Source organism: Acidothermus cellulolyticus 11B, from assembly GCF_000015025.1.
GTDB classification, from domain to species: domain Bacteria; phylum Actinomycetota; class Actinomycetes; order Acidothermales; family Acidothermaceae; genus Acidothermus; species Acidothermus cellulolyticus.
In genome coordinates, this window is sequence record NC_008578.1 from 505885 (window position 1) to 518480 (window position 12596).

At 66.1% G+C, this 12596-nt stretch carries 11 protein-coding genes and 1 tRNA gene; 11 read left to right on the plus strand and 1 reads right to left on the minus strand.

The window, feature by feature from the left end:
• Positions 1-14 precede the first annotated feature (14 nt).
• The 9 genes from ACEL_RS02440 to ACEL_RS02485 all read left to right on the plus strand — a co-directional run bounded on the left by ACEL_RS02440 (position 15) and on the right by ACEL_RS02485 (position 9428).
• Positions 15-1181 carry an NAD-dependent epimerase/dehydratase family protein gene (locus ACEL_RS02440; RefSeq protein ID WP_011719308.1) on the plus strand — a complete coding sequence of 389 codons (1167 nt, stop codon included), beginning with the start codon at positions 15-17 and terminating at the stop codon, positions 1179-1181.
• Positions 1174-1647, plus strand: coding sequence for a molybdenum cofactor biosynthesis protein MoaE (locus ACEL_RS02445; protein ID WP_011719309.1), 474 nt, complete (start codon positions 1174-1176; stop codon positions 1645-1647). The genes ACEL_RS02440 and ACEL_RS02445 overlap by 8 nt, the downstream gene beginning before the upstream one ends.
• Positions 1648-2274: 627 nt before the next feature.
• The gene (locus ACEL_RS02455) at positions 2275-2718 is read left to right on the plus strand and encodes a hypothetical protein (protein ID WP_011719311.1); all 444 of its coding nucleotides are present in this window, start codon (positions 2275-2277) and stop codon (positions 2716-2718) included.
• Between the two features lie 172 nt (positions 2719-2890).
• The gene (locus ACEL_RS02460; protein ID WP_041835274.1) at positions 2891-3961 is read left to right on the plus strand and encodes a YlbL family protein; all 1071 of its coding nucleotides are present in this window, start codon (positions 2891-2893) and stop codon (positions 3959-3961) included.
• Positions 3962-3998: 37 nt separating this feature from the next.
• Positions 3999-4072 (plus strand) — tRNA-Met (locus ACEL_RS02465).
• Positions 4073-4426: 354 nt separating this feature from the next.
• On the plus strand, positions 4427-5461 hold the full coding sequence (locus ACEL_RS02470) for an aldo/keto reductase (RefSeq protein ID WP_011719313.1): 1035 nt from the start codon (positions 4427-4429) through the stop codon (positions 5459-5461).
• A 383-nt stretch (positions 5462-5844) separates the two neighbouring features.
• On the plus strand, positions 5845-7146 hold the full coding sequence (locus ACEL_RS02475) for a glycosyltransferase (protein WP_011719314.1): 1302 nt from the start codon (positions 5845-5847) through the stop codon (positions 7144-7146).
• Between the two features lie 3 nt (positions 7147-7149).
• Complete coding sequence (locus ACEL_RS02480) at positions 7150-8175, plus strand: glycosyltransferase family 2 protein (RefSeq protein ID WP_011719315.1); 1026 nt, start codon at positions 7150-7152, stop codon at positions 8173-8175.
• Positions 8169-9428, plus strand: a complete 1260-nt coding sequence (locus tag ACEL_RS02485) for an MFS transporter (protein WP_011719316.1) — start codon at positions 8169-8171, stop codon at positions 9426-9428. The genes ACEL_RS02480 and ACEL_RS02485 overlap by 7 nt, the downstream gene beginning before the upstream one ends.
• Before the next feature lie 224 nt (positions 9429-9652).
• On the opposite strand, the gene ACEL_RS02490 is transcribed toward ACEL_RS02485, so the two are convergent.
• The gene (locus ACEL_RS02490; RefSeq protein ID WP_011719317.1) at positions 9653-10288 is read right to left on the minus strand and encodes a TetR/AcrR family transcriptional regulator; all 636 of its coding nucleotides are present in this window, start codon (positions 10286-10288) and stop codon (positions 9653-9655) included.
• Between the two features lie 110 nt (positions 10289-10398).
• Here ACEL_RS02490 and ACEL_RS02495 point away from each other — a divergent pair, with 110 nt between their 5' ends.
• Positions 10399-11295, plus strand: coding sequence for an SDR family oxidoreductase (locus ACEL_RS02495; RefSeq protein WP_011719318.1), 897 nt, complete (start codon positions 10399-10401; stop codon positions 11293-11295).
• Positions 11292-12572 (plus strand): MFS transporter, encoded by a 1281-nt coding sequence (locus tag ACEL_RS02500; protein WP_011719319.1) that lies wholly within the window; start codon positions 11292-11294, stop codon positions 12570-12572. The genes ACEL_RS02495 and ACEL_RS02500 overlap by 4 nt, the downstream gene beginning before the upstream one ends.
• The last annotated feature ends 24 nt before the right edge of the window (positions 12573-12596 follow it).

Here is a 12596-nt window from a genome sequence, read left to right on the forward strand (position 1 = left end):
GGGGTCGCCGGGGGATGAGAGCGGAGCGGGACGGCGGGCATGTGCCCAACGCTAGTCGCGGAGACGGGACGGATGGCGGGGCCGGCCGGACGATTCGCCGACAGCGCAGCCGGGTCCGGTGCGTGGCGGTCACCGGGGCGGCGCGCCCTCTTGGCGATCGGCTGGTCCGGGCGCTGCTGGCGAGCGGATCGGTGCGCAAGACGATCGCGATCGATACGATCCGCGGCGAGAGTGAGGCGACGTGGCGGCTTGCCGACCCCCGCGACCCGGCTCTGGCGGACCGACTGCGGGGGGTGGACACGCTGGTCCACCTCGCCATCGACAGCGGGGTTGGCGCCGATCGGGCTTGGCAGGAATCGCTGAACGTGCACGGCACGGCCGCCGCGCTCACGGCCGCCGCGGCGTCCGGCGTCCGCCACGTCGTGATCGTGACGAGCGCCCAGGTGTACGGCGCGTCGCCGGCGAATCCGGTACCGCTGGACGAAGACGCCGAGGTGCGGGCGCTGCCGGAGAGCGGCCTGCTTCGGGATTTGCTCGAGATGGAGCGGCTCGCGGCGCAAGCCCCGCGCACCCATCCGGGGCTTTCGGTGAGCGTCGTGCGCCCGGCGGCCGTGGTCGGTCCCGGGGTGGACACGGTCATCACCCGGCACTTCGAAGGACCGCGGCTGTTGGGTGTGAAAGGTACGGCGACCTGCTGGCAGTTCTGCCACGTCGATGACTTGATTTCCGCACTGGTACGGATCGCGCTCCGTGATCTCGACGCCGGCGGCGAGGAACGATATGCGGTTTTTGCCGTTGGCGCCAAGGGATTTCTCACCCGGGCGGAAGTCGAACGGTTGAGCGGAAAACGCCACGTTGACCTTCCCGCGTCGGTGGCGTTCGGCACGGCTGAGCGATTGCACCGGATCGGCGTCACTCCGGCCACCGCGGGCGATCTGCAGTACCTCGTCTATCCGTGGGTTGTCGAGCCGCGGCGGATTTTCACCCTCGGATGGCAACCGAGCTACGACAACGAGGCGGCGCTGCGGCTGCTCCTGACCGAGACCGCGGGTCGGTTGACCATCGGTGGGCATCGGCTCGGACGCCGGGACGCCGCCGCGGGCGCAGCCGTCGGCGCCACGGTCGCGCTGGTCGGGACGGCCGCCCTGGTACGGCGGGCGCGGAGGCGGCGTCGTGCCTGACGAGCTGAGGAACGTGACGGCCGACCCGGGGGTCGAGGCGCCGTCCGCCGTGGTGCGGCTGATCGGCATCCGATCGGCGGAGCTGTCCGTTGACGAGGCGATTTCCGCGGTGCGGGATCCGCGGGCCGGAGGGATCGCCGTCTTCATCGGGACGGTTCGCGACACCGACGAGGGCCGTGGCGTGGTGGCGCTGGACTACGAGGCGCATCCGCTGGCCGAGCAATTCCTCCAGGACGTCGCCGGGGAAATCGCGGGACGCCATGCGGTGTTTGGGCTCGCCGCCGTCCACCGAACCGGCTCGCTGCGGGTCGGTGACATCGCGGTGGTCACCGCGGCATCGGCCGCGCATCGTGACCAGGCATTTGCGGCGGCGCGGGAATTCATCGACGTGCTCAAGGACCGGGTGCCGATCTGGAAGCGGCAATGGTTCGCCGACGGGACGTCGTCCTGGGTCGGATCACCGTAAGCCGGCGGGAGTGGCGGCCTCCCGTGCAGGCCAAGGTCTGCGCACGTGTTCGGGAATCCTCTATTGTGGAGCTGCAGGCGGGGAATTCTCCGGTTCGACGCGACGATTTCTTGAGAGGGCGATTTTCCGATGACCGCGCTGGCATGGCTGGCGATACCGCTGGTGGCGCTGCTCATCGGTCTGATTTCCGCGGCCCGAATGAGCCGGCCGCGGCGGCCCGCGGAGGTAGAGGAGTCGGTCGAATCATTCGTGCGATTCCGGCAGGCGCTTGCCGCCCAGTCCCGGTCCGCCGCGACTCGATCGGCTTCACCGCGGCCGCACGAGAATTCACCATCGCCGCGAGAGAATCTTCCGCCCGAGCGACCCGTCGATCGGACTCCGGCCCGGGTGCCGGAGGGCGTCGGGGCGGTGACTGCTGATCGAACACCCGGCGGCGGGTCCTAACCGGACGACGCCCAAGCGCCGGCAGGGCGCCGAGGTACCGGCAATGCCGGGATCAGGCACCGGCGGAGCGCCGGGAATGCCGGGAACCGGGCGCCGAGGCACCGGCAGTTGCGCTGAACAGCTCAAGATGCGTTGCTCCACATGCCGATGCTGCGGACGTAGTCCCACCGAGAGTGAGGCATCGTGGAACACGTCGTCTTCTTCCCCGCACCGGATCGCAGCCCTGCGTTCCGGAGATTCCCCGACCTTGACCAGGCGTTGCGCTTCGTCGAACACCTCCGCAACGTCGAGAACGTGACCGAGGCGTCGGTATACGCCCTCACTGAGGTACCGCTCTCGTTCCGTGCGTGGTACCGCGTCGAAGTCCCCTCGACGCACGAGTCCAACGGCTTCGGCCCGCAGATTCCGTCCGAGCCCCGGACGGTCGCCGAGGCAATTGAAGCAATGGGTTCGGCCACGGGGATCGTCGTACCGGACGAACCGCTGGGTGTCCCGCCCGTCGCGCCGGTGACGCCGTCGCCGGTGGCCGTCGCACCGCCCGCGGCAACCCAGCCGGTGGTAGAGCCGAATCAGGAGATCGCTCCAGCGGAGAACGGCCGCCGGGGACTCGGGTTCTTCGCCCGCTGAGCTGGCGTGGATTCCTCGCCCGCTGAGCTGGCGTGGGTTCCTCGCCCGCTGAGCCCGCGTGCCGGCCACCGCTGACAGCTCTCCGGCCCACAGATCTTTCCTGCTCGGCGAGCTGATCGCCGGGCGTTCCACCCGCTGCCGGCGGCGATGGATCGCCCAGTACGCTCGCAACGTGCGCCGTGAACAGCTGACCTTCTGGGTCTGTGGGGTGCTGCTCGTCGTTCTCGGCGCCGTCGGTTGGCAGATGCCGGTTCCGTACGTCCGGTTGGCTCCCGGTCCGGTCGGGGACACGCTTGGCACGGTCCCCAAAGTTTTTGGCTCGTCGTCCGACAAGCCGGTGATTTCGATTACTGGTCATCCGACGGAGGCGACCTCGGGGCACCTGTACTTGGTGACGGTCGACGAGTACGGCGGTCCCGGCGAGGATTTGTCGCTCGGTGACGTGCTCGTCGGGTGGTGGCGGAAGTCGGACGCCGTCCTGCCGATCCGCCTCGTCTACCCGCCGTCGGCGACCCGGCAGCAGGTGCAGCAGCAGGCTGCCGAACAGATGGACGTCTCCCAGGAGGATGCCAAGGTCGCCGCGCTGCGCTACCTCGGCTACCCGGTCCAACCCGGTGTGGAGATCTCCGAGATTCTCGCGAACTCGTCGATCAAAGGCAAGGCGCAACCCGGCGACGTGATTCTCCGCGTGGACGACGCTCGCGTGCGCAACGCCGATGAGCTGCTCGCCGTGCTGCGCACGCACCACGTCGGCGACCACGTCACCCTGCACGTCAACCGGTATGGGACGCCGGTTGACATCCCGGCGGTGCTCGGCAAACCGCTGACCGGATCGACCGTGCCGAGCATCGGCATCCAGGTGATCGACAGCTACACCCAGCCGTTTCGGATCGACATTCAGCTCTCTGGGGTCGGTGGACCGAGCGCCGGGCTGGCCTTCGCCCTGGGGATCGTCGACAAGCTCGGCGCTGGGAACCTCACCGGCGGCAAGAGCATCGCTGCGACGGGGACGATCGACCTCGACGGCAACGTCGGCGCGATCGGCGGAGTCCAGCAGAAGATGGTCGCCGCCAAGGATGCCGGTGCGACGGTCTTTTTGCTGCCGAAGGACAACTGCGGTGAGGCGGTACCGGCGGCGCCGTCGGGGCTGCGGCTCGTGCCGGTGACGACGCTGACCGATGCGGTGAACGCGCTGCGCACGCTGGACGCGGGCGAGACGCCGCCGAGTTGCCCAGCCGGGTGAGGGAGCGCCTCGGCCTGTCGTATCCTGGTAGCCACGACGCGGGGTGGAGCAGCTCGGTAGCTCGCTGGGCTCATAACCCAGAGGTCGCAGGTTCAAATCCTGCCCCCGCTACGAAGACCGCTCGTCAGGCGCGCATCTCGTGCACGGGTGCAGTCGCTTGACCAGCGGTTTTTTTACTTCACCCGCGTTTGGACGGGCGGATCGCTCGGGACTTCCAAGTCCGCACCCAACAGATCGTCTAGTTGAGCCCTGTCGATGTGATCTTCTCCTCTGACAGAGAAGGCCGCTGGCGCGGCGCGGCTTCCGACTACTCCATGACGCATCTTTGCAGCACCGAAGGCATCCCCCACTGCGGCGATTGCGTCACCGACGACGAGTACGCCGGCAAAGCCAGCAAGTAGCTCACACAACGATTAGATTGAGCGAAGAAATAGAAGAAATAATAGAGCGAAGGGGAAATTTAGGGTGCTCAAAAGGACCCTCGGCAACAGCGGCCTGGAGGTCTCGGCGATCGGCCTCGGTTGCATGTCGATGAGCTGGGGCTATGGGCCGCCCGCCGATAGACAGGAGATGATCTCACTCATCCGCCACGCCGTCGAGCTCGGCGTCACGTTCTTTGACACCGCCCAGGTGTACGGCCCCTTTACCAATGAGGAACTGGTCGGCGAAGCCCTCCAGCCGGTCCGCGACAGCGTCGTGATCGCGACCAAGTTCGGCTGGGACCTCACTGGCCTCGCTGTCGGTGACAGGGCAAGCCGTCTTGACAGCCGACCCGAGACCATACGAGCCGGCGTCGAGGACTCCTTGAGAAGGCTACGAGTGGAGACGATCGACCTCCTCTACCAGCACCTACTCGACCCGAACGTGCCCATCGAAGACGTTGCCGGCACGGTGAAGGAGCTCATCGACGAGGGAAAGGTCCGCTTCTTCGGGCTCTCCGAAGCCGGCGTAGCGACCATTCGCCGTGCCCACGCTGTCCAACCTGTTGCCGCCCTGCAAAGCGAGTACTCACTGTGGTGGCGCGAGCCCGAGCAAGAAATCCTTCCCGTCCTCGAAGAGCTCGGCATCGGCTTCGTCGCCTTCAGTCGTCTCGGCAAAGGGTTCCTCACCGGCGCCATCGACGAGAGCACCCGGTTCGACGCGACGGACTTCCGGAACGCCGTCCCAAGATTCGCTCCCGAGGCGCGACGAGCAAACCGAGTGTTTGTCGAGCTTCTCTCGACCATCGCCGCCCGCCACGACGCGACTCCCGCCCAGGTCGCCCTCGCTTGGCTGTCGTCCCGGAAACCCTGGGTCGTCCCCATCCCCGGCACCACCAAGCGCCACCGGCTCGAAGAGAACGTTGCAGCCGCCGGGCTCACCCTCTCGACAGAGGACCTCACGGAGATCGAGCAGGCGAGACTCCAAGCGCAAGGCGAGCGCTTACCCCGAGAGCGCCCAACGGATGGTGGAACGCTGAACCGCACGCGTTGGCCCGCGGGGAGCACACCGGAGTCTTGATGGCTTCGATGCCGATGGAGGCGAGGACAGCGTCGAAGGAAGCGGTGAACGTGGTGTCGCGGTCTCGGATGCAGAACCTGAAGCGATGCCCTTGGTTGGCATAACTCGCGACGATTGTTTTGACCTGAAGTTAGTGGCTGTCTTGGGGTGCGCGCCGCATTATCGACTCGCGCCGATCTCACGTGAACGGTTCTGCTAGCATGCCCGACTGAGCGAAGGCATTGGATAAGTGCGCAGGGGCCCTCGGCGGCACCGTGTGCGTGTGTTGGCAAGCGCGTCATTGGTAAGGAGGGTGTGTGACGACAGCATTTTTGCCGGCTCTCAGTTTGCCGGTGCGTCTACCGTGTCGTATTCCCGGTCGTCGGTAGTGCGACGAGTACGACGTGTCCCTGTCACCGGACGATTTTCTTCAGCCGCTTGACCTCGACTCTACGCTTCGGTCCGAGGAAGAGCGGGCGTTGTCCACGTTTGCCGGTGGGAGCGCCGGTGGGGTCAACGCGACAATCTCCGACCCTCTCGTGGTTGCGATATTGACGTTCTTCGACGGTGTCGGTCACGTCGTGCGGTCATGCAAGGTCGGTGCTGAATTGGCGGCGCGCGGCCACAACGTCGTGGTCGGTTGTGCCGAAGGAGCGAAACAAATCGTCGAGCGCTTCAACCTCACCCACTGGCCGATACATGAAGTCGCACCGTTACCGCCCGAAGGGCATCCACCCGGACGCAGCAGGCTCAGCAACCCGCAGTACTTAGCGGCGTGCCTCGACAGCGAGGCACGCCTGCTGGCCGCCGTCCGGCCGGCTGTCGTCCTCGTAGATTTTCGGGTCACGGGAACCGTCAGCAGCGCTGCCGCGGGAGTCCCCTGTGCGTGGCTGGCGAACCTCAGTTTTCTTCATTACCCGTTGAGCGCTATTTGGCCACAGATCTGCCAGGGATTCGCAGAGATCGGTGTGGCTCCTCCGAGCCGTCCGTTTGGTGAGGCGTTGTTGGTCCCCAGCTCGGCATGGCTGGAACCGCTGGACGGCGTACCCGCGGAGGTTCGGCAGTGGGTGACGGGCGTCGTTTCAGACGTCCGCTTCGTTGGTCCGATTCCGAGTATCGACGGGTCGCCTGGGGCGTCCGATAGGCGTGACGCCCGCCGGTCCGAGGAGTACGTCTACGTGACGTTTGGCGGTCTTGCTGCGGGTTCCACGATTGTGCAGAGGCTGCTCCCAGCGCTGGCTGAGTTGGACATGCACGTGGTGGTCAGCATGGGCCCGCATACCGCCGCCTCGGCATTGAGCGACGTTCCCCCGAATGTGGCGATCCGGCCTTTCGACAACAACTATCCGGCTCTGATCCGTAACGCCAGTGTCGTCGTACACCACGGCGGTCACACCACCCTCATCGACGCGATGTACGCGGGAATTCCGGCGATATGCCTGCCGCAGCACGATGAGCAACGTCGAAACGGCCGGCTGCTTGAGGAGCTCGGCACCGGTAAAGTCGTCGAACTCGACGAGGTCGGCTCGATCGCGCGAGAAATTAAGAATCTGTTGTCTGACACCGTAGTGCGCGGCAACTGCGAAAAGGTGGCCCGTCTTCTCTCCGTGGAGCGCGGGGCCGCCGATGCTGCGGACGCACTCGAGCGCATCGCTCGTTGGCGTCGCGTCCTCGCAGCAGACAGGCCGTCGGTCTCGGGAGTGTGACCGATGGATCTGAGCGTGGTTATCATCACCCGGGATGCGACGCGAGACTTGCGTAGGCTGCTTCGCTCACTCGAGTCTCAGGTGCTGCGGGTCGGGGCCGAGGTTATCGTTGTGGACGACGGTTCACGGCGTCCCGACGCTGTTGCCAACGTATGTGCAACCTTTGCCGGCCCGATAAGACTGCTGAGGCGAGCGCGGGGCGAGGGATCGAGGGCGGCAAGCCGCAACCGGGGTATCGATGCTGCGCGGGGCCGGGTCGTGCTTTTTCTGGACTCCGATCAAGTCGCTCCTGAGACGCTGCTCTCTGAGCACCTGCGATACCACCGGGCCTTCGACCGCGCTTGTGTCATCGGCTTCAGGCGGCATGCCGGTCCGGGCCGGACAGTCCAATGCCTTCGACCTGAGGTTCGAACGCGTGTGACGTCTCGGTGGTCGGAGAACATCCGTGCCTTAGCGAGTGCGTGGTACCTGACTTTCACCTGCAACCTGTCTGTCACGCGCGACGTGCTTGTTGACATTCATGGATTCGACGAAGGGTTCGTGGGCTGGGGCCTGGAAGACAGCGAACTCGGGCTGAGAGCGTGGCAGCACGGCGCGGTCATCGTTCACAACCCGTACGCATGGACCATCGACTACGGGCACGTGGTGCGGACGGACCCGCAGCGCATGCAGGAATGGCAAGCCAATCGCTCGCATTTCCTTCACAAACACGCAAAGGACGCCGGGAGTGCATTGGCGCTCTTAGACAATTATCCACGCGGCCCGGGATCGCTGGGATTTCGGTGGTTAGAGTCATACGAGCGTTTTGAAAGACAGTGCCGCGTGAACCTCGGCAGACCGGAGTCGACGCCTGCAGCGCCGGCGTCTGTCACCGTGATAAATCACGACGATCTCAACGAGGTGAGGGAACGGATCTCGCACGGCGAGTCCTTGGACATTATTGATTTCTTGCCCTCGAGCGGACTCGATCTTGAGATCCAGTTGTCGCCTGCCGAACGCATCCGCTATTGGGTGGGTGGCCGATGGTGAGCGTTCGGCGGCTGGGCGGTCGCGACCGTCGCACGGGAACGGCGGGTCCATACCGCATGCCGCGAAGCTTCACCGTTGCGATCGGAGCCAATGGCGCCGCACTCGGGATCATAAGCTTGACGTATCCGCTGTTGCTGAATGCGCTGGACGCCACGAAACTGGAAGTCGTTCTCCTATTCGTCATTGATGCCTGTGTGGTCGTCGCAGCGAATCTCGGTGGAGTTCCGGAGTGGTCGAGCAGGGATCGCCGGGGAGCGCTTGCCACTCAGGTTGTCGCGGCGGCGGGTCTCCTGACTGCCGCTGGAAGCAGTTTTCTTCTCCAGCTGTACGCCGGCGCGGCGATGTCCATGGGTCTTACGGTTTTGTTTCCCTGCATCCTAGGAGCTTTGTCGACCGGCGACGTGCGCCCGTCCAATTCCTACGTCGTGTCTATGCTCCGGCGCTGCTTTACGGCCGGCTTTCTCACCGGGACCGCCGTCGTCGGTCTGACCGGCTTGACCGGGCGGTCCGACGGCGTCCGTACCGCGGTCGCTGTCGCCGGGGGACTCGCAGTTGTCAGTGCGGTCGCGACGTGGTTCGGTATGACACGGGTGAAGAGTCCGGCCACGCGAAGCGGGGACGCGACTGCGGACGGCATGCCGCCGAGACGCCCGTCGTCGCAGCGCGTGAGCAGAGGGGTGGCGTTGGGGCTCCTGGCCGCTGTGATCCTCCTAAAGGCAGCGGATAGCCTTCGAGGGGTCTATTTGCCGCTCTACGCGGCGAAGTCGGGGATTCCGGTGAGCGTAATTTCTGGACTCTTCCTGGTGACCGGTGTGGGCGAGATTCTCATCCTGCCGTTCCTCGCTCGTTTGACGGAGACTGCCGGAGCGCGTACGGCACTGATAGGCGTTGCGGGCATCGGAGCAGCAGTGTTTGCTGTGATCGTCTTTGGCGGCCGTAGCTATTGGACCCTTTTCGGTTCGCAGGCGTTGTACGCCGTTTACGCTGCCGGCTACCAGATGATGGGCGTTGTCGTTTTAGGCGAGGCGATAGGCGGTCTGCTGCGCGGCGCAGCGGTATACACGGCCGTCATGCAATGTGGCGCCTTGACCGGCATATTCTTGCCGTTGGCCGTTCCCGGATACAGCAGCGCGCTGTTCGTCGGCGCACTCGTCTGCTGCTGCCTGGCTGGGGGAGCACTCTGGACGGCGAGAGTCGCGGCATCGCGCGGCTATGCAAAGGCCGCAGCAGGACTCACGGTGACGGATGGTTAGGCCGGTTTCGCGTTGCTCGGCTGACCATGCTGTTGCCGCGGTTCCGTTGCCGGATTGGGATGGCGTGCATCACGCCGGCGTCGGGCGGGCAGGGGTTGTGGTTGGCCGGTAATCGCCGTTCGGTTCCCGGTGGGCTCCTGTGTTCGCGTCGCCGTCCGCAGCCGGGGCTCGGGCTTGGTGCCGACGCGTCATTTTTGAGCCCGGGCGCTCGGCCGACGGCATGCCTATCGATAAGGTCGCCAATCAGGTGGTGGTACCGCGGGTTGACGAAGCAAGTCGATGAGAGCGTCGATGCTTTCGTCGAGCCGCTTCCGATCGATTCCGGCTCTCGCCACCAACGCCGCTCCTTGGAACACGATCTGTAACAGCAAGGCTTGTGCCTCGGGGGTGGCCGTCGTGACTACCTCACCGTTCGCTTGACCCCGGCGTAGCGCATCGCTTACCACTTCAACGAACCCGTCGTACGCAGCGGCGACCATCGCCTGGGCGGCGTCGTCGCCCGGGACGAGTTCTGCCGTCGTGTTGCCGACCAGGCAACCGCGAGGCTGGTCGCGGCCCGAAACGCCCGTCAAGGTCGCCGGGTTGGTGAGCATACGACGCAACACCGGAAGGACGGGACCGTCTTCTCGCAGGGCCGCCGCGAGTCGTTCGCGGTTCTCCCGGATGTAGAGAGACAGTGCCCGCAGGTAGAGGCGGTGTTTGTCCCCGAAGGCGCCGTACAGACTGGCGCGCTGGAGCCCAAGGTTGTCTACCAGGTCCTGGACTGAGGTGGCGTGATAGCCCCGTGACCAGAACAGGTTGCGCGCGCGCTCGACAACCTTCTCTTCGTCGTACGAGCGGGGCCGGCCGGTTCGCGTCATGAGGCCAGCTTGCCAGATTTCTTGACTTGCCGTTCCAAAAGTCGTAACGTTGTGCCCATGTCTTATGGAACGATCATTCCAAAACTTGTCCAAGCCGGTCGAGGGCAGCCGTGAGGGTGTTCGTCACCGGCGCATCCGGGTTCGTCGGCTCGGCTGTCGTGTCCCACTTGGCAGCAGCGGGGCACGTGGTGGTCGGCCTGGCGCGATCCGACTCCTCCGCGGGGCGCCTAGCGGTCCTCGGCGCCAGCGTGGTCGAGGGCTCTCTGGACGACGTCGATGTCATACAGCAAGCAGCGGCATCGTCCGACGCCGTGACCCACCTGGCCTTTCGCCACGGGGAGCCAGCGGCGTTGGCAGCCGACACGGATCTCCAGGTGATCGAGGCGCTGGGTGATGCCCTCGCCGGCACCGGCCGTCCTCTGGTGGTCACCTCGGGCACTCTGGTCCTGCCTCCTCGCCGGGTGGGTCGCGAGACCGACAGGGCCGTCACCGATTCCCCAGCAGCATTTCGTGCCGCCAGCGAGAAGGCCGCCCTGGCGCTCGCCGGGCGCGACATTCGAGTGGTGGTTATGCGCCTCGCACCGATGGTCCACGACGCCGTCCGGCGGGGCTTTGCCGGCACGTTGATCGACATCGCGAGGCGTACCGGGATGTCGGGCTACCTCGGCGACGGCTCACAGCGCTGGCCCGCCGTGCATCGGCAGGACGCCGCCCTGCTCTACCGACTCGCTCTTGAGCACGCGCCGGCGGGGAGTGTCCTGCACGCTGTCGACGAGGAGGGTATCCCGCTGGCGGTACTGGCTGGGAGGATCGGCGCGCTCTGCGGCGTGCCGGTGCGCCCCATCCCCATCGAGCAGGCCGATGCGCACTTCGGCTGGCTCGCCAGGTTGGTTGCAACCGACGCACCGGCATCGAGCGCCATGACTCGCCGACTCCTCGGCTGGAGGCCGTCTCATCGGGAACTGATTGACGACCTCGCACACATGGTCGAGAAGTCGTCATCGTGACCGAGACATCAACGTCCACGGTGGTGCCTGCGACGACGTCTTCGGGACCGGAACGGGCAGCGCTGCGGAGCGCCGACGTCGTTGTGTTGTCCATCGGAACCTTTACCCTCGGCGTCGACGGGTTCGTACTGTCCGGCCTCCTCCCGCGTGTCGCCAGGTCACTGCACGTCACGGTCAGTACAGCGGGCCAACTCACCACTCTCTTCGCCCTTGTCTACGCTGTCGGCTCCCCGCTTATCGCCACCCTTACCGGCAGCTGGGATCGTCGCAGGGTGCTAGCCGCTGGGATGAGCGTGTTCATCTGCGGAATGATCATCCAGGCCACCGGAACAGACTTCGCCGCCGTGGCCGCTGGCCGGGTCCTCGCCGCTCTCGGTGCCGCCGGGTACCAAGCAACTGCCTACAGCACCGCCGGCATCCTCAGCGACGATCGGCATCGAGCCCGGTCGCTCGCCATTGTGGCCGGCGGCAGCTCGGCTGCGCTCGTCGCCGGCCTGCCCTTCGGCATCTTGGTCGGTCAGATGTGGGGATGGCGGTCGGCCATGTGGGTTCTGGTCGTCCTCGCAGTTGTCTCGGCGATCGCGGTGCGTCTCCTTCCCCCCGCTCACGCCCCGGCACTCGGGCTGCGCCAACGGGCCCTGGCCCTGACGGACCGTCGGGTGCTCGGCGTCCTCGCTGGCACCGTCACCGTCTTGACCCCCGCCTTCGTAGTGATCGCGTACCTGCCGGCCATCGTGCAGACCGGGGGTGCCTGGATCGTGGCGGCCATGCTCGCGTACGGAAGCGGGCAGGTTACCGGAACCAGTGTCGTCGCCCGCCTCATCCGGCAGCGAAGCGCAAGAACCACCTACGTGGTCGGTGCCGTCGGCGTCACGGTCACTGTTGCAATGCTCGCCGCGACGCGCCACTGGCTCCCGGTCGCCGTCGGGACGATGGCCGCGCTTGGCTTGTCGGTCGGGCTAACCATCGTCCCCCAGCAGCACCGACTCTTCGCCACCGTGCCGGCATTGGCCTCCGTCGCCGTTGGGCTCAATGGTTCATCCATCTACGTCGGTACCGCCATCGGTGCTGCGGTTGGCGGCATCGCCCTAGCCGGCGCCGGTTCAGCTGCCCCCGCGGTCGCTGCCGCCGCGATCGGAGTTGTCGCCGTCGCGCTCGGCGTGTGGGTGGTACCCGAGCGGATGTCCAGGCCTCAACCAACCCTCATCGACGCTGCCAGCGATTGGCACGTCGAGCGGATGGTGGCTGAGAACACCTCGATCGACGCGTGCCGCTAGCAGCTGTTCGCCCGGTTGCTGCGC

Bases quoted from the DNA above. Each gene is read 5' to 3' on its own strand.
- ACEL_RS02490 (WP_011719317.1), bottom strand. From the start codon at position 10,288: ATGACGCGAACCGGCCGGCCCCGCTCGTACGACGAAGAGAAGGTTGTC.
- ACEL_RS02440 (WP_011719308.1), top strand. From the start codon at position 15: ATGAGAGCGGAGCGGGACGGCGGGCATGTGCCCAACGCTAGTCGCGGA.
- ACEL_RS02480 (WP_011719315.1), top strand. From the start codon at position 7,150: ATGGATCTGAGCGTGGTTATCATCACCCGGGATGCGACGCGAGACTTG.
- ACEL_RS02485 (WP_011719316.1), top strand. From the start codon at position 8,169: ATGGTGAGCGTTCGGCGGCTGGGCGGTCGCGACCGTCGCACGGGAACG.